The following is a 21,947-nucleotide window of genomic DNA, read 5'->3' on the forward strand; positions in this document are numbered from 1 at the left end:
GTTACTTGACCTCTCCCTCGGCCGTGTCGACAACCGGGGCATCGGGGGCATCCTTCGCCGGACCCACGCCGACCGGCACGGCCGCTTCAGGGTGGTTCAGATCGAACGCGGGGCGTTCGCTGCGGATGCGCGGGATGGACGTGAAGTTGTGACGCGGCGGCGGGCACGACGTCGCCCACTCGAGCGATGCACCGTATCCCCAGGGGTCGTTGACCGTGACGGAGGGGGCCTTCCGGGCCGTGATCCACACGTTGAAGAGGAAAGGGATCACGGATGCGGCGAGGATCATCGAGCCGATGGTCGACACCTGGTTCTGCCAGGTCCAGCCGTCGGCGGCCGAGTAGTCCGCGTAGCGACGCACCATGCCATCGACGCCCAGCCAGTGCTGGATGAGGAAGGTCATGTGGAAGCCGATGAACAGCGTCCAGAAGTGGATGTAGCCGATGCGCTCGTTGAGCATCTTGCCGGTCCACTTGGGCCACCAGAAGTAGAACCCGGCGAACATCGCGAACACGACGGTACCGAAGACGACGTAGTGGAAGTGCGCGACGACGAAGTACGAGTCCGACAGGTGGAAGTCGAGCGGCGGCGACGCCAGGATGATGCCGGTCAGACCACCGAAGACGAAGGTCACGAGGAATCCGAGCGCGAACACCATCGGCGTTTCATACGTCACGGAGCCTCGCCAGAGGGTGCCGATCCAGTTGAAGATCTTCACGCCCGTGGGGACCGCGATCAACATCGTCATGAAGGCGAAGAACGGCAGCAGCACCCCACCCGTGACGTACATGTGGTGCGCCCAGACGGCGACCGACAGCACGGCGATGGCAATCGTGGCGTAGATCAGCGTCTTGTATCCGAAGATCGGCTTCCGGCTGAACACCGGGAAGATCTCCGACACGATGCCGAAGAACGGCAGAGCGATGATGTAAACCTCGGGGTGACCGAAGAACCAGAACAGGTGCTGCCAGAGGAGCACGCCACCGTTCTGCGGGTCGTAGATGTGCGCACCGAGCACGCGGTCGGCGGCGGCCGCGAAGATCGCTGCGGCCAGGATCGGGAACGCGAGCAGCACCAGGATGCTGGTGACCAGCGTGTTCCAGGAGAAGATCGGCATCCGCCACATGGTCATGCCGGGGGCACGCATCGTGATGATCGTGGTGATGAAGTTCACCGCGCCGAGAATCGTGCCGAAACCGCTGATGCCGAGGCCCAGCATCCAGAGATTGCCTCCGGCGCCGGGTGTGAACGACGCACTGGCCAACGGTTGATACGCGAACCACCCGAAGGATGCCGCGCCCGCGGGGGTCAGGAAGCCGGCGACCGCGATGGTCGAGCCGAAGAGGAAGAGCCAGAAGGCGAATGCGTTCAGACGCGGGAACGCGACGTCGGGAGCGCCGATCTGCAGCGGAAGGATCGCGTTGGCGAATCCGGCGAACAGCGGCGTCGCGAACATGAGCAGCATGATCGTGCCGTGCATCGTGAAGAGCTGGTTGTACTGCTCTTTCGTGGGAACGATCTGCATCCCGGGCTCGAACAGCTCGGCACGGATGATGAGTGCCATCACGCCGCCGAGCAGGAAGAACAGGAACGACGCGATCAGGTACATGTACCCGATCGTCTTGTGGTCAGTGGAGGTGATCCACTTGACGATAATGTTGCCCTTCTGCTCGACGCGCGTGGCGCTGAGCAGGGCGGCCTGACGAGGGGGCAGCGTCGTCGGTCGGGACGAGCCCTTCTCCTGGAGCGGAAGCGTCGTCGCCATGATTACTCGTCTCCCTCGGCGTTCGTGCCGCCGGTGCCCGGGTTGTTCCCGAGCCGGTCGTAGGCGTCCTGGATGTCGCCCGTCTGCCCCTTGTCGCGGAGGGAGTCGAGGTACTGCTCGTACTCGTCCTCGCTGACGACCTTCACGTTGAAGAGCATGGCGGAGTGGTACTCGCCGCAGAGCTCGGCGCACTTGCCGGCGTAGGTTCCCTCACGGGTCGGCGTGAAGGACCAGAAGTTGTCCCGCCCGATGTACATGTCCTTCTTGTAGAGGAAGTCCACGATCCAGAAGGAGTGGATGACATCGCGCGACTCGAGCTGGATCTTGACGCTCTTGTCGACGGGGAGGTAGAGGGTCGGCAGCTGCGCCTGGTCGACGTTGCCCGCGGCATCCGTCTGCGCCTGGATGCCCATGGACCAGACCGGCTCGTCGCTCGGGGTGTCATCGTTGCCGTACTGGAAGTCCCACGCCCACTGCTTGCCGATCGCCGTGATCGACACGTCGGGGTCGTCGTACTGGGTCTCGAGGATCGTCTGGTCGCGCGCCGTGAAGGCGAAGAAGCCGACCACCAGGATCAACGGCACGACCGTGTAGAAGATCTCGATCGGCATGTTGTAGCGCAGCTGCACGGGCAGGCCGGTCTGACCCTTGCGGCGGCGGTAGGCGATCATCGCCCAGAGCATCAGGCCCCAGGTGACGATTCCGACCGCGAGCAGCACGATCCATGAGTTGACCCACAGACCGGCGACCATGTCGGTGCGGTTCGTGGTGGGAGTACCGTCCTCGACGAAGCCGGGAAGGAAGCCGTGCAGCTCGGACGTACTGCATCCGGCGAGGATGACAGCCGACGCGATCCCCAAGGGGAGAACGGCCCAGCGGATACGACGTTTCGAGGGCACGGCGCACCTTTCAGATTGCGGATGAAGCTTCCTTCAGTCTAGGGCAAGGTCTCACCCTATTCAGGCCATCCGTCCAGGCTGCATATGCCAATCGGCGCGGCCGAACCGCCGAAATCCGGGGCCGACCGCGCCGATTGCGCGAACTGAATTGAAGGTCAGTGGAAACTGTCGCCGCAGGCGCAGGAGCCCGAAGCATTGGGGTTGTCGATCGTGAACCCCTGCTCGGAGATCGTGTCCTTGAAATCGATCGTCGCGCCATCCAGGTACGGAACGCTCATGTCGTCGACGATGACCTCGACGCCACCGAAATCGACCGTCTGGTCGCCATCGAGGTAACGCTCGTCGAAATAGAGCTGGTAGATCAGGCCGCTGCATCCGCCGGGCTGGACGGCGACGCGCAGACGCAGATCGTCACGGCCCTCCTGCTCGAGCAGGTTCTTGACCTTGTCGGCGGCGGCATCGCTGAGCGCCACACCGTGGGGCTGGGTGGCCTGGTCGGTCGACAGTGCGGTGTCGGTCATGACTCTCCTTCGGTGCGGGCCCGCACGACGCGGGACTTCTCGATTCTACGACGCGTCTCGGGCCTGGGCGCCGGTGATCCTCAGATCGTTCGCGAGTCCAGGTTCTCGAGCAGCAGCGCCTCGGACAGCACGGCGCGGCGGAATGTCGCAAGATGGAGCGATTCGTTCGGGCTGTGCGCGCGCGTGTGCGGGTCCTCGATGCCGGTCACCAGGATCTGTGCGCCCGGAAACTGCTCGATCAGGTCGGCGATGAACGGGATCGACCCGCCGATGCCGACGTCGACCGCGTCTACGCCGTAACCGACGCTGAGCGCGGCACGCGCTGCCTCGACCGCCCATCCGCTGGTGTCGACGAGGAACGGGTCACCGCAGTCCACATCCGTGAACGTGAGCTGCGCCCCGAACGGCGCGTGCGCGCGCAGGTGCGTCTCGATCGCCGCGTACGCCTCCTCGGCGCGCTGGCCCGGAGCGACCCGCGCCGAGATCACGACGGATATCTCCGGAGCGAGCGTGTTGGAGGCCGCTTCCACACTCGTCGCGTCGATACCGGTGATGGTGATCGACGGCTTGTTCCAGATCCGGCTGAGGATCGAACCGCGCCCGACCGGCGACACGCCGTCGGGAAGGCCCGCCTCGTCGCGGAGCGTGGCCTCGTCGTACGGGGGCGTTTCCGCGTCCCGCTCGAGCAACCCGTCGACAGCGACCGCGCCGTCGTCGTCCCACAGAGTCGCGAGCAACTTCACGGTGGCCATGAACGCATCCGGCACCGCTCCCCCGAACATGCCCGAGTGCGACGCGTGATCCAGCGTTCGCACGGTGAGCGTGAATCGCGCGTTGCCGCGGAGCGAGACCGTCAGCGCGGGGGTCTCCGCATCCCAGTTCCCCGAGTCGGCCACCACGATGACGTCGCTGCGGAGGGCGTCCGCGTTGTCGCTCAGGAACTGTCCGAAGGAACGGGACCCGTACTCCTCCTCGCCCTCGATGAACAAAGCGACGCCCAGGGAGAGGTCGTCGCCGGCGATCTCCTTCAGCGCGCGCAACGCGGCGATGTGCACCATGACGCCGGCTTTGTCGTCGGCGGCGCCGCGCCCGTAGAGCCGGCCCTCCCGCACGGTCGGTTCGAAGGGCGGGGTCTCCCACAGGTCGTCGTCGCCGGTCGGCTGCACATCGTGGTGCGCGTAGAGGAGCACGGTCGGTCGCCCGTTCCGTGCGGCGCGCGTCGCGAGCACGGCGGGCTGCCCGAACTCGTCCGTCCCCGGGATCCGAGACCGCGTGACGTCGACCCGATCGAACACGCCCGTACTCGTCGCCAGCGCGGCGACCGCATCGGCGCTCCGCTCCAGGGCGGTCTGATCGAACGCCGGCCAGGCGATCGAGGGAATGCGCACCAGCGCACCGAGATCGGCCAGCGCGGTGGGGATGCCGGCGGCGACAGAATCATGCACGGCGGAATTTCGGGGTGTCTCCGAGGTCATGCGGGTAATCTTAAGTCGAACCCCCATCCGCTTCCCGAGGGAACTCCCGTGGCCAAGATCACCGCTGACTCCGCTCCGCTCGACGCCGAGCCCACTTCCGCGAGCGGCAAGGGGCGCCCGACGCCCAGCCGCGCCGAGCAGGAAGCCGCACGCAAGCGTCCCCTGGTCGCCGACACCAAAGAGGCGAAGGCGCGCGCCCGCGCCGAGCTCGCTGCCCAGCGCGAGAAGGCGCGGATCGGTCGGGCCGCCGGCGACGAGCGCTACATGCAGCCGCGCGACAAGGGGCCGCAGCGGCGCTTCGTCCGTGACTACGTCGACTCGCGCTGGCACATCGCCGAGATGGTGATGCCCGTGATGGTCGTCGTGCTGCTGCTGATGTTCGTCAACATCCCGTTCCTGCAGTTCTACTCGTACGTGCTGCTCTGGGTCTTTATCGTCGTCGCGGTGCTCGACATGGTGCTCACGTCGTTCCGCGTGAAGAAGGCGACCCGCGCCAAGTTCGGCGAGGACCGCGTCGAACGCGGGCTCGGCTGGTACGGCGCGATGCGCACGGTGCAGATGCGCTTCATGCGCGAGCCCAAGGCGCAGGTGAAGCGCGGCCAGCGCCCCGCCTGAGCGCACGCGCCCCCATCGCCCATACCCGCGAGACTGCAATTTCGCGGCGAGACATCGGCTTCGAGCCACTGTCTCGCCGAGGGACTGCGGTCTCGCGGTTTTTTCAGCGCCGGGCGGATGCGGCGGCGAGGCCGCGGTTGATCTGACGCGCCCAGAGCGGGCCGCGGTAGAGGAATGCCGTGTACCCCTGCACGAGCGTCGCGCCGGCGGCGAGTCGCTCCTGCACGTCGGTGCTCGTCTCGACACCGCCGGCGGAGATCACGCAGAACTCGGCCGGGACGACGGCTCGCACCAGACGGAGCGCCTCGAGGGCTCGTCCCTTGAGCGGCGCCCCGGAGAGACCGCCCGCGCCCGCGGCCTCGACGACGGCGTCGGAGGTGCGGAGCCCCGCGCGGGAGATCGTGGTGTTCGTCGCGATGACTCCGGCCAGCCCCAGCTCGACGGCCAAACGCGCGACGGCTCGGATCTCATCGTCCTCGAGGTCGGGGGCGAACTTCACGAGGAGCGGAGTGGATCCGGATGCCGCGTGCACCGCCTCCAGCAGCGGGCGAAGCGTCTCGATCGCCTGCAGCCCCCGCAGCCCAGGCGTGTTGGGCGACGACACGTTGACGACGAGATAGTCCGCGAGCGGCGCGAGCAGTCGCGTGCTCCGCACGTAGTCGTCGGTCGCGTCCGCCACATTGACGACTCGGCTCTTGCCGATGTTGACGCCGAGCACCGCGCGCCGGGAACGGCGGCGGAGCTTCTGCAGCCGCACGACGGCAGCGGCCGCTCCGTCGTTGTTGAACCCCATCCGGTTGATGACCGCACGGTCTGGGATGAGGCGGAACAGTCGCGGGCGAGGATTTCCCTCCTGCGGGACTGCCGTGATGGTGCCCACCTCGACGTGACCGAACCCGAGGGAGTGCAGCCCCGCGGCGGCGACGCCGTTCTTGTCGAACCCGGCCGCGACACCGAACGGAGACGCGAACTCGAGCCCGAGGGCGCGGGTGCGGAGCGCCGGGTCGGGCTTCGTGAGGGCGCGGGCCGCCCAGGAGAACGGCGGGAATGCCAGCATCCGGATCACGAGGACGGCGGCGTGGTGAGCCGTCTCCGGGTCCATGCGGGAGAGGACGTGGCGGAACATGAGCGGATACATCGCTGCCCAGGTTACCGCCGTGCGGCCTCGCTCTTCGGCGCGTCAGTCCGCGGGCTCGGCCGACAGTCGCCGCGCGCGGTCCTCCCGCAGCTGGCTGATCGACGCTTCGAAGTCCTCCAGCGAGTCGAAGGCCTGGTAGACGCTCGCGAAGCGCAGGAACGCGACCTCATCCAGCTCGCGGAGCGGGCCGAGGATGGCCAGCCCGATCTCGTTGGTGTCGATCTGCGACGAACCCGTCTGCCGCACGGCCTCTTCGACGCGCTGCGCGAGGAAAGCCAGGTCGGCGTCGGTGACCGGTCGCCCCTGACACGCTTTGCGCACGCCCGACATGACCTTCTCGCGACTGAAGGGCTCGATCACCCCCGAACGCTTGATGACGTTCAGGCTCGCGGTCTCGATCGTCGAGAAACGCCCTCCGCATTCGGGGCACTGACGACGACGACGGATGCTGAGACCGTCGTCGCTCGTGCGCGAATCGATGACACGGGAATCGGGATGGCGACAGAAAGGGCAATGCATGGCAGCGACAGGTTAACTCTCGAAACGGGCGTCGACGGCCTCGCCGTGCGCGGGAAGCGCTTCCGCCTGGGCGAGAGTCACGATCGCGTCGCGCACCTCGGCCAGCGCCGCGCGGTCGTATTCGATGACCTGCTGGGGACGGAGGAACGTGGCGGCAGACAATCCGGGTGCGTACCGCGCCTGTCCCCCGGTCGGCAGCACGTGGTTACTGCCGGCGAGGTAGTCGCCGAGACTCACGGGCGTCTGGTCTCCGACAAACACCGCGCCGGCGTTCACGAAAGTCTCGGGCCGCGGATCGGCGAGATGAAGTTCGAGGTGCTCGGGTGCGTAGGCGTTGCTGAAGGCCGTCGCCTGCGCGAGGTCGTCGACGAGCACGATCGCCGACTGCGGCCCGTCGAAGGCGGCCGTCACGCGCACCGAGTGGCGCGTCCGCGCGACACGTGCCGCGAGTTCGACGCGCACCGCGTCGGCGAGCTCCGGCGAAGTGGTGACGAGAACGGACGACGCCTGCTCGTCGTGCTCGGCCTGACTGATCAGGTCGGCCGCGACGATTCCCGCATCGGCGGTCTCGTCGGCGACGATGAGGATCTCGCTCGCGCCTGCTTCCGAGTCGGTGCCGACCACACCGGCGACGGCCCGTTTGGCGGCCGCGACGAAGTTGTTGCCGGGGCCCGTGACGACGTCGACCGGATCGAGGCCGAGCGCATCGATCCCGTAGGCGAAGGCACCGATGGCCCCCGCGCCGCCCATGGCGTAGACCTCGTCGATGCCGAGGAGACGCGCCGCGGCCAGGATCGTCGGGTGGATGCGACCGTCCTGGTCGCGCTGCGGCGGCGAGGCGAGCGCGACGACGTCGACGCCCGCCACCTGGGCGGGCACGACGTTCATGATCACGCTCGACGGGTAGACCGCTTTGCCACCCGGCACGTATACCCCGACGCGGCGCACCGGCTGCCAGCGCTGAGTGATGCGGGCACCGGGGGCGAGCTCGGTCACGACCGCGGGTGGTACCTGGGCGGCGGATGCGGCACGCACGCGGGTGATCGCTTCTTCGAGCGCCGCACGGACACCGGCATCCAGTGTGTCGAGTGCCTCATCGAGATAGACGCTCGGAACGCGGATCGCGTGACCCGACACACCGTCGAATCGCTCGGCCTGCTCGCGTACGGCGGCCTCGCCGCGAAGCGCGACATCACGGACGATCTCGGCAGCGGTCGTGAGAGCGGTGTCGCGGGCGACGCCGGCCCGCGGAACGGCGGCCAGCAGCTCGGCCGCAGAGAGCGTGCGGCCGCGGAGATCGATGGTGCGGAGCATCCGTCCAGGCTACCGGCTGCGCACACGGGAACGCGGCGGCCGGGTCGCCCCGGGCCGCCGCGTTCGCAGGTTCGCGGGTCAGCCGCGCGTCACGTCCGTGACGTCGTGCAGGTAACCGATGCGACCATCCTCGTGGCGCACGACGAACACTTCGCCGCGATCCTCGATCACGAGCGCCCACGCTGTCGGTCCGATGACGAACAACGGTGCGCCGCGCTCGTCGAGCACTTCGCGTTCGACCGGAGCGAGCGCCCAGAACGGCTGCTGCGCGGCGGGCTCGGCGACGGGCTCGGGATCCGGGTCGATGGTCTGCTGAGCGCCGGTCTCGACGAACGCGTCGCCGAAGGGGCGGAACTCGCCCGTGTCGTACACGGCCGTGGCGTTCTCCTGCGTCGCGGCGAACGCCGGCTGAGCGCCCGTCGCGTTGTCCGCGGCCGGGTATGCGCCCGTCGCGTACTCGGGAGCGGGCGCGGGAGCCGGAGACGGAGCGGGCTGACGCACCGGGCGAGGTGCCGCCGGGCGTACGGTCACGGGGCGCAGCGGCCGGGCGTTCCGGTGCGCGACGATCTCTGCGCGGTAACGGAAGTCCTCACCGATCCCGGGCACGAAGGGGGCGAACACGGTGAAGACGACGCCGGCGGTCATCAGCACGAGCTCGACCCACACCACCCAGCTGTAGGGGGTGACGCCGTTGTCGGCGAGCGAGGTGACGGATGCCCAGACCATCTGCAGCCAGAGCACGGCGGAGACCGAGAACGCGACGGACGCGAACTGGTCGATACCGAGCGATCCGACGCGCCGGATGCCGCCCGGCGACAGGCGACGGAGCACGATCAGGAAGACGGCGACGGTGGGCGTGCCGATCGTGAGCACCCACGTGAGCCCGCTCGTCCAGACCGATTCGAAACCCGGCGAGAAGATCGAGAAGAAGGAGAAGAGGAACCCGAGCGCCCAGATCCCGGCGAGGACGACCTCGCGGATCGAGAACGGTCCGACCCCGTACTGCGGCGGTTCCGCCGTCTCTGTCGCGGACGTCTCGGGCACGGCACCGTCTTGCAGAGCGGCGTCGTCGCGGGGAGCCGAGACGTCGTGCGACGCGTCGTGCTCGGGGGCATCGGGGTCGAACTCCGTCACGGAGTTCGCCGGGGTGTGGTCATCGGTCATGTCGCATCCTTCCGGGCGCGGGCCCGATCGGGCCGGGGGGAGGTCGGGTTCGATACTAATCGCGGCAGGCCACCGCGACCATGGCAGGCTCAGCCGAGGCAGTTCGGGCCGAGAAGTCCCTTCAGGTCGCCGAAGAGATCGGCGCTGACGGTCACCGGATGCGGAACCTCGAAGACCTTCGCGATGCCATCGCGGTGCAGCTTCAGGACGACTTCGGTGTCACCGCGGTGGCGGGCGAGCACCGCCGCGAGGTCTTCGACCACCGACTGGGTCGCCCGCTGCTCGGGAACGACGAGCACGAGGTCGCTGGAGGCGTCCACCGCCCCGAGATCGGGCGAGAAACAGCTCTGCGCGTGCAGGTTCATGCCGTCATCGCGCCGCGATACCCGCCCGCGGACGACCATGATCGAGTCCGCGACGAGTTGCGACTGGAACTCCGTGTAGGTCTTGCCCATGAACATCACGGTGATCTCGCCGTTGAAGTCTTCGACGGTGATCATGCCGTAGGGGTTGCCGCTCGCCTTCGCCACCCGGTGCTGCACGCTCGTGACGAGCCCGGCCACGGTCACCTGATCGCCGTCGGCGATGTCTTCTGCGGCCAGCAGGTCGTGGATGCCGATCGAGGCGTGCTTCGCGAGCGGGATCTCGAGCCCGGCGAGCGGATGATCGGACACGTAGAGCCCGAGCATCTCGCGCTCGAACGCCAGCTTGTCTTTCTTGGTCCACTCGGGTCGCTCGGGCACCTTGGCCGGCATGATCTCTTCGGCCTCGTCGTAGAGGCTGTCGAAGTCGAACCCGATCGCGCCAGTCGCGGCCTTCCGCTTGGTCTCGACGGCCGCCTCGGTCGCGTCCTCGTGGATCTCGAGGAGCGCCCGACGGGTCGATCCGAGCGAGTCGAATGCACCCGCTTTGATCAAGGATTCCATCGTGCGCTTGTTGGCGACGTGCAGCGGCACCTTCGTCAGGAAGTCGTGAAAACTGACGAAGCTGTCATCGGCACGCGCGGCGATGATCCCGTCGACGACGTTGGCGCCGACGTTGCGCACGGCGCCGAGGCCGAAGCGGATGTCTTCCCCGACGGCGGCGAAGTACCGGATGGACTCCCCCACGTCCGGAGGCAGCACCCGGATCCCCATCCGGCGGCACTCGTTCAGGTACACCGCCATCTTGTCTTTGGAGTCCCCCACGCTCGTCAGGAGCGCCGCCATGTACTCCGCGGGATAGTGCGCCTTGAGGTAGGCCGTCCAGTAGGAGACCAACCCGTAGGCGGCCGAGTGCGCCTTGTTGAAGGCATAGTCGGAGAACGGCAGCAGGATCTCCCAGAGCTTCTGCACCGCTTCATCGGAGTAGCCGTTCGCGTGCATACCGGCCTGGAACCCGGCGAACTGCTTGTCGAGCTCGGACTTCTTCTTCTTACCCATCGCCCGGCGCAGGATGTCGGCCTGGCCGAGGCTGAACCCGGCGACCTTCTGTGCGATCGCCATGACCTGCTCTTGATAGATGATCAGGCCGTAGCTGGTGTTCAGGATCTCCGCGAGCGACTCCTTGAACTCGGGGTGGATCGGGGTGATCTCTTGCTGGCCGTTCTTGCGCAGCGCGTAGTTGATGTGCGAGTTGGCGCCCATCGGACCCGGACGATACAGCGCGATGACCGCCGAGATGTCTTCGAAGTTGTCGGGCTTCAGGAGCCGGAGGAGCGATCGCATCGGCCCGCCGTCGAGTTGGAACACGCCGAGCGTGTCGCCGCGCGAGAGCAGATCGTACGAGGCCTGATCGTCGAGGGTGAGGTCTTCCAGAACGAGCTTCTCGCCGCGGTTGGCCTCGATGTTGTCGACCGCGTCGTTGATGATCGTGAGGTTGCGCAGCCCCAGGAAGTCCATCTTGATGAGGCCGAGCGACTCGCACGCGGGGTAGTCGAACTGGGTGACGATCTGGCCGTCCTGTTCGCGGCGCATGATCGGGATGATGTCGATCAGCGGGTCGCTGGACATGATGACGCCGGCCGCGTGAACGCCCCACTGCCGCTTCAGGTTCTCGAGGCCGACGGCCGTGTCGAACACGGTCTTCGCCTCGGGATCGGTCTCGATCAGAGTGCGGAACTCGGATGCCTCTTTGTAGCGCGGGTGATCGCGGTTGAACATGCCGTCCAACGGCATGTCTTTTCCCATCACCGCGGGGGGCATCGCCTTGGTCAGCTTGTCGCCCATGCTGAACGGGAAGCCGAGCACACGACCCGCGTCCTTCAGCGCCTGCTTCGCCTTGATCGTGCCGTAGGTGACGATCTGCGCGACGCGTTCGTCGCCGTACTTCTCGGTCACGTACTGGATGACCTCGCCGCGACGGCGGTCGTCGAAGTCGACGTCGAAGTCGGGCATCGACACACGGTCGGGGTTCAGGAACCGCTCGAAGATCAGGCCGTGCTGCAGCGGATCGAGGTCGGTGATGCGCATCGCGTAGGCGGCCATCGAACCGGCACCGGAACCACGCCCCGGCCCGACGCGGATGCCGTTGTCTTTGGCCCAGTTGATGAAGTCGGCGACGACCAGGAAGTAACCCGGGAATCCCATCTGCACGATGACGCCGGTCTCGTACTCGGCCTGCGCGCGGACGGTGTCGGGGATCCCCGCCGGGTAGCGGAACTCGAGACCCTTCTCGACTTCTTTCACGAACCAGGATTCCTCGGTCTCGCCATCCGGCACCGGGAACCGGGGCATGTAGTTCGCCTCGGTGTTGAACTCGACCTGGCACCGCTCGGCGATGAGCAGCGTGTTGTCGCAGGCCTCGGGGTGATCACGGAAGATCTGGCGCATCTCCGCCGGCGACTTGATGTAGTACCCGTCGCCGTCGAACTTGAACCGCTTCGGGTCATCGAGGGTCGAGCCGGACTGCACGCAGAGAAGCGCGGCGTGGCTCGTCGAGTCGTGCTGATGCGTGTAGTGCGAGTCGTTCGTCGCGACCAGCGGAATGTCGAGGTCCTTCGAAATACGCAGCAGATCGGTCATCACCCGGCGTTCGATGGACAGCCCGTGATCCATGATCTCGGCGAAGTAGTTCTCTTTGCCGAAGATGTCTTGGAACTCCGCGGCCGCCGCGCGCGCGGCATCGTACTGACCCAGGCGGAGGCGGGTCTGCACCTCGCCCGAGGGGCATCCGGTCGTCGCGATGAGGCCACCGGAATAGGTCTGCAGCAGCTCGCGGTCCATGCGCGGCTTGAAGTAGTAGCCCTCGATGCTGGCCCGGGATGAGAGGCGGAACAGGTTGTGCATGCCGCCGCTCGTCTGCGACCACAGGGTCATGTGCGTGTACGCGCCCGACCCCGACACGTCGTCGCTCGACTGCTCGGGACCGCCCCAGCGCACGCGGGACTTGTCGGAGCGGTGCGTCCCCGGCGTGACGTAGGCCTCGATGCCGATGATCGGGTTGATGCCCTCGGCTTTGGCCGTCTTGTAGAACTCGTACGCGGCGAAGGTGTTGCCGTGGTCGGTGACGGCGATGGCCGGCATCCCGAGACGCGCGGCCTCTTGCACCATCGGCCCGATCCGGGCCGCCCCGTCGAGCATCGAGTACTCGCTGTGCACGTGCAGATGAGCGAAAGAGTCGGCTGCCACTCGTCGAGTCTACGTTCGGACTCCGACACTCGCCCCGGTCGGCGAGTCGCGTGCGGCGGCGCGGACGGATGCGGCGTCGCCCCCTGCTCCGCTAGCGTCGAGGCCATGCCCACACCCGACTTCGTCCTCGACCTGCGCCGCTTCGTGGGCACCCGCCCGCTCCCCCTCAGCGGTGTGACCGCCGTCATCATCCGAGGCGGCGAGGTACTCCTGGGGCGGCGGAGCGACAACGGCGCACTGACGCCGATCACGGGCATCATCGACCCCGGCGAGGAGCCCGCGACGGCCGCCGTGCGCGAGGCCGAGGAGGAGGCGGGCGTCCGCATCCGCGTCGATCGCCTGGCCTGGGTGCACCAGATCCCTCGGGTCACCTACGAGAACGGCGACCAGAGCGACTACCTCGATCTCACCTTCGGGTGCAGTTGGATCGAGGGCGAGCCGTACCCGGCAGACGGCGAGATGACCGAGGTGGGCTGGTACCCGCTCGATGACCTGCAGGGCGTCTCCGACGAGATGCGCGCGCGCATCGCCGCGGCGCGCGAAGACGGACCGACCCGCTTCGAGGGCGGACGCTGAACCGACGAGACGCGTTCAGTCCCCGCGGAGCACCTCGAGCGCGTGCGCCAGGTCGGCCGGGTAGGCCGAAGTGAAGGTGACGCTCTCACGCGTGGCGGGATGCGTGAAACCCAGCTGATGCGCGTGCAGCCACTGCCGGGTCAGGCCGAGCTTGGCCGCGATCGTCGGGTCGGCCCCATACAGCGGGTCGCCGACACAGGGATGGCGGTGCGCCGCCATGTGCACGCGGATCTGATGTGTGCGCCCCGTCTCGAGGTGCACCTCGAGCAGCGCAGCGCCGCGGAACGCCTCGAGCGTCTCGTAGTGGGTGACCGAGTCCTTGCCCTCGGGCCGCACCGCGAACTTCCACGAGTGCGAGGGGCTGCGCCCGATCGGGGCGTCGATCGTGCCCGCGAGCGGGTCAGGATGCCCCTGCACCACCGTGTGGTAGATCTTCTCCACCTCGCGTTCTTTGAACGCATGCTTGAGCGCGGTGTACGCCGACTCCGTCTTCGCCACCACCATGAGACCGCTCGTGCCGACGTCGAGCCGATGCACGACCCCCTGGCGCTCGGCAGCACCGGTGGTCGCGATACGGAAGCCGGCCGCCGCGAGAGCGCCGAGCACCGTCGGCCCGTCCCATCCGAGCGACGGATGCGCCGCAACTCCCGCCGGCTTGTCGACGACGACGATGTCATCGTCGTCGTAGGCGATGCCGAGATCGGGCACGGCCATCGGAACGATCTCCGGTTCCCGCTTCGGGGTCCATTCGACCGACAACCACCCGCCCGCGCGGAGCCGATCCGACCGGCCCAGGCCGCGACCGTCGAGGGTCACCCCGCCGGCATCGGCGACATCCGCGGCGAAGGTGCGGGAGAACCCCAGCAGCTTCGCGAGGGCGGCATCCACCCGGACGCCCTCGAGCCCGTCCGGGACGGGAAGCGAACGCGATTCCACGTCAGGTCCGGCGCGGTTCGTCCGCACGCGGCGGGGCGCCCGCATCCGGGTCTGCAACGGGGAAGAGCGGGTCGCGCGCATCAACAACTGCGGGGTCTGTGGCTGCGTCGGAGTCGCCCTCGGGCGGGGCGTCGGAGGCATCCGCATCCGTCGAAGTGGACGCGCGGTCACGCGTGCCGTCGAACCGCAGTCCGATCAGCACGAGGATGGCGACGCCGATCATCATCGTCACGATGAACATGTCGGCGACGTTGTAGATCGCCGGCATCATCCACGGTGTCGAGATGAAGTCGACGACATGACCGACGGCGAATCCCGGTGCGCGAAGAAGCCGATCGGTCAGGTTGCCCAGCACTCCGCCGAGCAGAAGTCCGAGGATCACGGCCCACGCACGCGAGTGGATACGCCGCGCCATGATCACGATGGCGATGGCGACCGCGGCGAGGGCGATCGTGAAGACCCAGGTCACGCTCTCACCAAACGAGAATGCGGCGCCCGGATTGCGGATCAGGTAGAAGACCAACGCGTCCCCGATGACAGGAACGGCCTGCTCACTGGGCAGGAAGGCGATTGCAAGGAACTTCGCGAACTGGTCGGCGGCCAGCACCAGCACCGCCAGAGAGGCGATGATGACGCCGGCCGCCGCCGTCCGCAAAGGGGGTCGAGCCGTCAACGGCCGACCTAGAGGCCGATAGCCGAGACCGGGGTGTTGCCGGTACCGCTCGAGGAGGACTCGAGGTCACGCAGGTGGCCCTCGATGAAACCGCGCAGCTGCGAGCGGTAGTCGCGCTCGAACTGACGGAGCTCGGTGATGCGGCTCTCGAGAACGGTGCGCTCCTTGTCGAGGCGGGCCATCTCTTCGCGACCCTTGGCCTCGGCCTCGGCGACGATGGATGCGGCCTGCGCCTGAGCGTCGGAGATGAGCTGGTCGCGCTGCGCCTTGCCGTCGGCGACGTGCTCGTCGTGCAGACGCTGAGCGAGCTCGATGATTCCGGCCGTCTGGGCGGTGCCGCCCTCACTCGACACAGGAGCCGGGGCGGGCGTCTCGACGACGGCCTCTTCGACGACGACCTCTTCGACCTCGGGCGCCTTCGCGGGTGCCTCGGCGGGAGTCGCGTCACCGGACTCGAACGCGGCGAGCTTCGCCTTCAGTTCGTCGTTCTCGGCGATCGTCTTGCGCCACTCGACGACGATCTCGTCGAGGAAGTCGTCGACCTCGTCGGGGTCGAAACCCTCTTTGAAGCGAACGTGCTGAAACTGCTTGGTGACGACGTCATCCGGAGTCAATGCCATGATGATTCCTCTTTCGGGGCGTGGCGGCATGCCGATATCAGGGGGATGCCCGCGGACGGGCCGCTTCGAACAGCATAGTCGGGGACGAATCAGCCCGCGAGGGACCGCGTCACCGACAGCAGGACGAAGCAGATCAGCATCGTAAGGGCGAACGCGAAATCGATCGCGACCGGCCCGATGCGGAGCGGGGGGATGAAGCGACGGAGCAGCCTGATGGGCGGGTCCGTGACCGTGTAGACGAGTTCTGCGGCCACGAGTCCCACGCCACGGGGACGCCACTCACGGTTGAAGATGGGAATGTAATCGAGGATCAGGCGCCCGAGCAGCACCAGCACGTAGATCAACAGCAGGACGTTCGCTACCGATGCGACGAGGCGGACGATCTCCACGATCGATTACGGCTGAGTGAAGGGGGCGGCCTCAGGATCGGCCTGAGCGACCGCTCCGTCTCCCGACACCGCGACGTTCTCCGGCGACAGCAGGAAGACCTTGCTGGTCACGCGCTCGATACGCCCGTAGAGACCCAGGGAGAGCCCGCTCGCGAAGTCGATCAGCCGACGCGCGTCGGCGTCGCTCATCTGCGAGAGGTTGATGATGACCGGCACGCCATCGCGGAAGTTCTCCGCGATGATCTGCGCGTCGCGGTACTGCTTCGGGTGCACCGTGAGGATCTCGGTGACCGCACCCACGGCGGGCTGACGCACGACCGCCGGACGATGCAGCGGCGTGATCGGCGCAGCGACCTTCTCGACGGCCTGCTCGCTCTTGCGCACGCGCGTGGGAGCCGGCTCCTCGTAGACCTCTTCCTCGTCGGCGAGGCCCAGGTACACCATGGTCTTCTTCAGCGGGTTCGACATCGCATCCTCCGTTTGCTGCTCGTCAGTTCGAGGCTATCCGCGCAAGGGGCGCGGACCCGTTATTGCCGAGCCGATCCGCAGGTGTGTCGCGCCTGCGTCGATCGCCTCGATGAAATCGCCGGTCATTCCGGCAGAGATCCAGCGCGCGTCGGGAACGATCGCGCGCAGTCGTTCTGCGTAGCCGTGCAGCCGGGCGAACGCTCGGGCGGGCTCTTCGTCGAGGGGGGCGACGGCCATGATCCCGCGGAGGCGAAGGGTGCGGCATCCGGCGACGTGCGCGGCGAGGGCGTCGAGCCCCTCGGGCGAGACTCCCCCGCGGTCCGCGTCGTCCGTGAGGTTGACCTGCACGAGCACATCGAGCGGATCGTCGCTCGGCTCGGCGGCCCGATCGAGAGCATCCGCCAACCGGGCACGGTCGACCGTATGGACGACGGATGCAGCGGCACGCACGGCGCGCGCCTTGTTCGTCTGCGCCTGACCGATGAAGTGCCAGCGAAGCGGGCCCGCGGGCCGCACCTCGCCCACTTTCGCGGAGAGTTCCTGCTGGCGATTCTCACCGACGTCACCGACCCCGAGAGCGGAGAGCTCATCGACGAGCGACGCGGGGTGGAACTTGGTCACCACGATGCGGGTGATGTCATCGGCGTTCCGGCCGGCCGCCCGGGCGGCGTCGGCGATCCGCTCGTCGATCATCGCGAGACGCTCGGAGAGCGGCGCGCTCGGTGCGTCGGTCACGGATCCTCCTGCGGGGCGGAACGGGCGGGATGTGGTGCGGGCGAGCCCGCCGACGACCTGGCCGGCGGGCTCGCCCGCGTGGGTGTCTCGGACCTACTTGAGGAAGTCCGGGATGTCGAGGTCGTCATCACCGAAGGCGGAGTCGTACGACGTCGGCTCGGCGTTCGCCGCGACCGGCACGGCCACCGGCTTCTCGACGGGCACGGGCGGCGCAGGCTTCTCGGCGATCGGGGCCGGGTCGGGCGTGGTCAGCGGGTTGACCGCCGGGCGCGCCTGCAGCACGGGCTCGAGGCGGGGAGTCGGCTCTCCGCTGTCGAAACCGGCGGCGATGACCGTGACGCGCACCTCGTCGCCGAGAGTGTCGTCGATGACCGTACCGAAGATGATGTTGGCCTCCGGGTGCGCGGCTTCCTTCACCAGCTGCGCGGCATCGTTGATCTCGAAGATTCCGAGGTTGGAGCCACCCTGGATCGAGAGCAGCACGCCGTGCGCGCCCTCGATCGAGGCTTCCAGAAGGGGCGACTCGACCGCGAGCTCGGCGGCCTTGATGGCGCGATCGGCGCCGCGCGCCGAGCCGATGCCCATGAGCGCGGACCCCGCCCCCTGCATCACCGACTTCACGTCGGCGAAGTCGAGGTTGATCAGACCGGGCGTCGTGATCAGATCGGTGATTCCCTGAACACCGGCGAGCAGCACCTGGTCGGCGGTCGCGAAGGCCTCGATCATCGAGATCCCGCGGTCGCTGATCTCCAGAAGACGATCGTTCGGCACCACGATGAGGGTGTCGACCTCTTCTTTCAGCTTGGTCACGCCCGCCTCGGCCTGGCTCTGACGACGGCGGCCTTCGAAGGAGAACGGCTTGGTGACCACACCGATCGTGAGTGCACCGATCGATTTCGCGATCCGCGCGACGACGGGAGCGCCACCGGTTCCGGTACCGCCACCCTCACCCGCGGTGACGAAGACCATGTCGGCGCCCGCGAGCGCTTCCTCGATCTCCTCCGCGTGGTCTTCCGCCGCGCGACGGCCGACCTCGGGGTCGGCGCCAGCGCCGAGTCCGCGGGTCAGCTCGCGTCCGACGTCGAGCTTGACGTCCGCGTCGCTCATGAGAAGAGCCTGCGCGTCGGTGTTCACCGCGATGAACTCCACACCTCGCAGACCCAACTCGATCATGCGGTTGACAGCATTCACGCCGCCACCGCCCACTCCAACGACCTTGATAACCGCAAGGTAGTTCTGGTTCTGGCTCATGCCGGCCTCCGTCTCATCCCGAACCCGCTGTGGAACCGAGGCTGAACTTTAAACCTCAGCTAGAAGTTTAAAGAATTACCCGGTATGCAATTCCTGACTTGAAGGTATGCGGCGCCACCCCGCCGACCCCGCGCATCCTGGGCGTGTCGCCCAAGTCGCGCACGAATTGGCACCCCCGGTGCTCACGTGTCGCCATCCGCGCCCCCGCCCGCGCCCGACCGATTGCGCCACGCGAGCGCCGCACGAACGTGCTCACCTGTCGCAATCGGCCGCCGTGCCCGACAGATTGCGACACGTGAGCCCAGCACGAGGGTGCTCAGCAGCAGGAAGGTGCTCACGTGGCGCAATCGGTTGCCGTGCGAGCGGATTGCGACACGTGAACGCAGCAGGAAGGTGCTCACGTGGCGCAATCGGCTGCTGTGGACGACAGATTGCGACACGTGAGCAGCCCGTAGCGCGCAGAAGTCGCGCCAGAGCGGAGCAGGGAGCGAGGCGGAGCGCGAAAGCGGAGCGCGAGAGCGGGAGCGAGGCGGGGAGCGCGAGAGCGGGGAGCGAGGCGGGGCGCGAGAGTGGAGCGGAGCAGGGAGCGCGGAGCAGGGAGCGCGGCGCAGGGAGCAAGGGTGCAGGTCAGCGGACGACGCCGGCCTCGGGCGAGGACACGTCGTACTCCGAAACGGTGTCGGCGGGGCGCGCGACCATCAGCGCCTGCAGCACACGGGCCTTCTGCGCAGAGTCGTCCGCGCTCCCCCACACCACCTTCGCATTCGCCGCACCGAGGGTCAGCGTCACGTCATCGGGCGTGGATGCGGTGACCACCGTCACCTGCGCACGGAGATCGGCGGGCAGGGTGCGCATCACCCGACCGGCGGCCGCGAAGGCGGGCGATCCGACTCCGCCGGAGACATCCATGATCGCGTAGCCGGCGGGCGCGTCCGGGGTCGTCGACAGCGCAACTCCGGCGGCATCGACCAGCGTGTAGCCCGACGCCGACGAGAACACACCGACCGGCGTGCGTTCCACGATCCGCACGATCAGCTCGTGTGGCGGGCGCGCCTCGACCGTGTACGACTCGACGAGCGGGAACTGAACGAGCGCGGACTTGATCGCAGATTCATCGATCGCAGCGAGCGGGGTGCCGATCTGGCCCGACAGCGCCTCCTGCACGTCGGCGGCCGCGAGTTGCTGAGTGCCGACGACCTCGACCTGCTCGACCGCGAAGAGCGGACTGTAGGCGGCGCCGACGGTTGCCACCGTCACGATCACGAGGGATGCGGCGACACCGAGCCACAGCATCCGCCGCCGCCGCTGGCGCACCGTGAATCGGCGCACCTCGGCGCGCAGAGCACGTCGCCGCGCGCGGGCGGCGCGCCAGACGTCCCGGATGCCCACTGGCTCCGCCTCGGTCGGCGCGCCCGCGGCGCGACCGGTGCCCGGGTCGACGGGGCTCGCGCCGGGCGTCGTCCGTGGGAGCACGAGCGGCGCGATCGGCGCCGTGATCTGCGCGTCCCCGTCGAGCCCCGCGTCATCGCCAGCCCCGGCACCGACATCGGAGTCCGACTCGGCGGCTCCAGCTGCTCCGAAGAGTTCGTCGGCGTCGGGCGAATCCACCCGGGCGTCACCGCGGGCAGTCTCCGCGGCGGTGCGGCGCTCGACCGATCGGCGCGCGGAATCGTCGCGGCCGCCGGACGAGGATGCCCCCGCGGGCGGCGGAAGCGGCGACGGTCGGCGCATCGTCTCAGTGGCTCCCGGGCGCGGCGGACTCACCGAGGGCCGTCAGCACCTGCGGGATGATCCGGTACACGTCGCCACACCCGAGCGTGACGACGAAGTCACCCTCGCGCGCAATGTTCGCGGTGTACTCGGCCGCCTCCTGCCAGTCCGAGACGAACCGCACGCGGCTCTCGTCCACGAAGGCATCGCGGACGAGTGCACCCGTGACGCCCGGAATCGGATCTTCGCGGGCACCGTAGACATCGAGCACGACGGTCTGGTCCGCGAGTTCTTCGAGCACGTGCGCGAATTCTCCCGACATCAGCTGGGTGCGCGAATACGTGTGCGGCTGGTGCACGGCGATCAACCGGCCGTCTCCGATGACGGTACGAGCGGCCGACAGCGCCGCCGCGACCTCGGTCGGATGGTGGGCGTAGTCGTCGTAGACGCTCACCCCGCGTCGGACACCGTGCAGTTCGAACCGCCGGACGGTGCCCGCGAATCCCTCGACGGCGCGCGCAGCATCCGCGAACGCGAAACCGAGGGTCACGAGAGCGGCGATCGCTCCCGTCGCGTTCACCGCGTTGTGTGCTCCGGGCACGGCGAGCTGCACACGCGCGCGCTCGTCGCCGCGCGCGACCTCGAACGACACCGGTCCGTCCGTGACGACGTCCGTGATGCGGATGTCGGCATCCGCGGCGAAGCCGAAGCGCACGATGTTCGCGTGGCCGAGGCGGCCGGTGACTTCGCGTGCACCCGGGTCGTCGGCGGAGATCACGACGGCCTCGGTGGCCGCATCCGCGAACCGCGCGAAACCGTCGTAGAACGCGTCGTCGGAGCCCCAGTGATCGAGGTGATCGGGGTCGACGTTGGTGATGAGGGCGATCGAGGTGTCGTAGAGGAGGAACGTGCCGTCGGACTCGTCGGCTTCGATCACGAACAACTCGTCGGCGCCCGTTCCGCTCGAGGTTCCGAGCTGCGCGACGACCCCGCCGTTCACGAAGTTCGGGTCGGTTCCGAGCGCTTTGAGCGCGGTGACGACCATGCCGGTCGACGTGGTCTTGCCGTGGGCGCCGGCGATGGCGACGAGGCGGCGTCCGCCGATCAGCCAGTGCAGCGCCTGGGACCGGTGGATCACGGCGAGGCCGCGCTCCTTCGCCGTCACGTATTCGGGGTTCTCGGGCCAGATCGCGCCGGTGTGGATCACGGTGTCGGCGTCACCGAGATGCGCCGCGTCGTGGCCGATGTGGACGTCCGCGCCGGCGGCGGCGAGCTCGCGCAGCACCGCGCTATCGGCGCGGTCCGACCCCGATATGCGGATGCCCCGCGCGAGGAACATGCGCGCGAGCCCCGACATTCCGGACCCCCCGATGCCGATGAAGTGCGCCGCGTCGATCGAGGCGGGGATGGGGAGGGTGAGGTCGGGTCTGATCATGGCCCGACAAGTCTAGGTTCGCTCGCGTCGCCGATCGCCGAGGGCGCGCCCAGACCGATTCGCGGATCGTCCGCCGCGACGCCCAAGCCGTCGACGCCGCCGCCGCGCCAGCGACGTGCGGCGATGCACGCCAGAC

General features: G+C 68.1%; 20 protein-coding genes. 2 read left to right on the forward strand and 18 right to left on the reverse strand.

The features are described 5' to 3' along the window. Window position 1 precedes the first annotated feature (1 nt). The 4 genes from ctaD to LMI96_RS04670 form a co-directional block, all read right to left on the reverse strand. Window positions 2-1,765 (reverse strand): cytochrome c oxidase subunit I, encoded by a 1,764-nt coding sequence (ctaD, locus tag LMI96_RS04655; RefSeq protein ID WP_223721439.1) that lies wholly within the window; start codon window positions 1,763-1,765, stop codon window positions 2-4. Between the two features lie 2 nt (window positions 1,766-1,767). After that, window positions 1,768-2,664 carry a cytochrome c oxidase subunit II gene (coxB, locus tag LMI96_RS04660; RefSeq protein ID WP_223721440.1) on the reverse strand — a complete coding sequence of 299 codons (897 nt, stop codon included), beginning with the start codon at window positions 2,662-2,664 and terminating at the stop codon, window positions 1,768-1,770. Between the two features lie 155 nt (window positions 2,665-2,819). Then, window positions 2,820-3,185 carry an iron-sulfur cluster insertion protein ErpA gene (gene erpA, locus LMI96_RS04665; RefSeq protein WP_223721441.1) on the reverse strand — a complete coding sequence of 122 codons (366 nt, stop codon included), beginning with the start codon at window positions 3,183-3,185 and terminating at the stop codon, window positions 2,820-2,822. Between the two features lie 80 nt (window positions 3,186-3,265). Further along, on the reverse strand, window positions 3,266-4,660 hold the full coding sequence (locus LMI96_RS04670) for a dipeptidase (protein WP_228360643.1): 1,395 nt from the start codon (window positions 4,658-4,660) through the stop codon (window positions 3,266-3,268). Window positions 4,661-4,717: 57 nt separating this feature from the next. Between LMI96_RS04670 and LMI96_RS04675 the strand changes: the two genes are divergently transcribed. Continuing rightward, the gene (locus LMI96_RS04675) at window positions 4,718-5,275 is read left to right on the forward strand and encodes a DUF3043 domain-containing protein (RefSeq protein WP_374197463.1); all 558 of its coding nucleotides are present in this window, start codon (window positions 4,718-4,720) and stop codon (window positions 5,273-5,275) included. A 103-nt stretch (window positions 5,276-5,378) separates the two neighbouring features. Here the strand turns inward: LMI96_RS04675 and LMI96_RS04680 are convergent, their stop codons facing one another. The 5 genes from LMI96_RS04680 to dnaE all read right to left on the reverse strand — a co-directional run bounded on the left by LMI96_RS04680 (window position 5,379) and on the right by dnaE (window position 12,970). Continuing rightward, the gene (locus tag LMI96_RS04680; RefSeq protein ID WP_228360644.1) at window positions 5,379-6,413 is read right to left on the reverse strand and encodes a quinone-dependent dihydroorotate dehydrogenase; all 1,035 of its coding nucleotides are present in this window, start codon (window positions 6,411-6,413) and stop codon (window positions 5,379-5,381) included. A gap of 42 nt (window positions 6,414-6,455) precedes the next feature. Further along, window positions 6,456-6,932: a transcriptional regulator NrdR gene (gene nrdR, locus LMI96_RS04685; protein ID WP_223721445.1), complete on the reverse strand. Its 477-nt coding sequence runs from the start codon at window positions 6,930-6,932 to the stop codon at window positions 6,456-6,458. A 12-nt stretch (window positions 6,933-6,944) separates the two neighbouring features. After that, window positions 6,945-8,246 (reverse strand): histidinol dehydrogenase, encoded by a 1,302-nt coding sequence (gene hisD / locus LMI96_RS04690; RefSeq protein WP_223721446.1) that lies wholly within the window; start codon window positions 8,244-8,246, stop codon window positions 6,945-6,947. A 78-nt stretch (window positions 8,247-8,324) separates the two neighbouring features. Further along, on the reverse strand, window positions 8,325-9,410 hold the full coding sequence (locus tag LMI96_RS04695) for a hypothetical protein (protein ID WP_223721447.1): 1,086 nt from the start codon (window positions 9,408-9,410) through the stop codon (window positions 8,325-8,327). Window positions 9,411-9,499: 89 nt separating this feature from the next. Continuing rightward, a complete protein-coding gene (dnaE, locus tag LMI96_RS04700; protein ID WP_231341371.1) occupies window positions 9,500-12,970 on the reverse strand; it encodes a DNA polymerase III subunit alpha in 3,471 nt (1,156 codons plus the stop codon). A 153-nt stretch (window positions 12,971-13,123) separates the two neighbouring features. On the opposite strand from dnaE, the gene LMI96_RS04705 reads away from it, so the two are divergent. Continuing rightward, complete coding sequence (locus tag LMI96_RS04705; RefSeq protein WP_223721449.1) at window positions 13,124-13,594, forward strand: NUDIX domain-containing protein; 471 nt, start codon at window positions 13,124-13,126, stop codon at window positions 13,592-13,594. A gap of 15 nt (window positions 13,595-13,609) precedes the next feature. Here the strand turns inward: LMI96_RS04705 and LMI96_RS04710 are convergent, their stop codons facing one another. From LMI96_RS04710 to murC, 9 genes are all read right to left on the reverse strand, one after another. After that, window positions 13,610-14,530, reverse strand: a complete 921-nt coding sequence (locus LMI96_RS04710; RefSeq protein WP_228360645.1) for an RluA family pseudouridine synthase — start codon at window positions 14,528-14,530, stop codon at window positions 13,610-13,612. A gap of 1 nt (window position 14,531) precedes the next feature. Continuing rightward, window positions 14,532-15,203, reverse strand: a complete 672-nt coding sequence (locus LMI96_RS04715; RefSeq protein ID WP_223721451.1) for a signal peptidase II — start codon at window positions 15,201-15,203, stop codon at window positions 14,532-14,534. A gap of 8 nt (window positions 15,204-15,211) precedes the next feature. Further along, window positions 15,212-15,823, reverse strand: a complete 612-nt coding sequence (locus LMI96_RS04720; protein ID WP_223721452.1) for a DivIVA domain-containing protein — start codon at window positions 15,821-15,823, stop codon at window positions 15,212-15,214. Window positions 15,824-15,912: 89 nt separating this feature from the next. Further along, complete coding sequence (locus LMI96_RS04725; protein WP_223721453.1) at window positions 15,913-16,212, reverse strand: YggT family protein; 300 nt, start codon at window positions 16,210-16,212, stop codon at window positions 15,913-15,915. Window positions 16,213-16,218: 6 nt separating this feature from the next. Continuing rightward, window positions 16,219-16,680 (reverse strand): cell division protein SepF, encoded by a 462-nt coding sequence (locus LMI96_RS04730; RefSeq protein WP_223721454.1) that lies wholly within the window; start codon window positions 16,678-16,680, stop codon window positions 16,219-16,221. 33 nt (window positions 16,681-16,713) lie between these two features. Further along, a complete protein-coding gene (locus LMI96_RS04735) occupies window positions 16,714-17,373 on the reverse strand; it encodes a YggS family pyridoxal phosphate-dependent enzyme (RefSeq protein WP_223721637.1) in 660 nt (219 codons plus the stop codon). Window positions 17,374-17,508: 135 nt separating this feature from the next. Continuing rightward, entirely contained in the window at window positions 17,509-18,666 is a 1,158-nt protein-coding gene (gene ftsZ / locus LMI96_RS04740; RefSeq protein WP_228360646.1) for a cell division protein FtsZ, read from the reverse strand. Between the two features lie 627 nt (window positions 18,667-19,293). Next, a complete protein-coding gene (locus tag LMI96_RS04745) occupies window positions 19,294-20,397 on the reverse strand; it encodes an FtsQ-type POTRA domain-containing protein (RefSeq protein WP_228360647.1) in 1,104 nt (367 codons plus the stop codon). Between the two features lie 4 nt (window positions 20,398-20,401). After that, window positions 20,402-21,811 (reverse strand): UDP-N-acetylmuramate--L-alanine ligase, encoded by a 1,410-nt coding sequence (gene murC, locus LMI96_RS04750; protein ID WP_228360648.1) that lies wholly within the window; start codon window positions 21,809-21,811, stop codon window positions 20,402-20,404. Between the last annotated feature and the right edge of the window lie 136 nt (window positions 21,812-21,947).

It is taken from the genome of Microbacterium sp. cx-59 (assembly GCF_020805625.1).
In the GTDB taxonomy this organism is placed as follows: Bacteria; Actinomycetota; Actinomycetes; order Actinomycetales; family Microbacteriaceae; genus Microbacterium.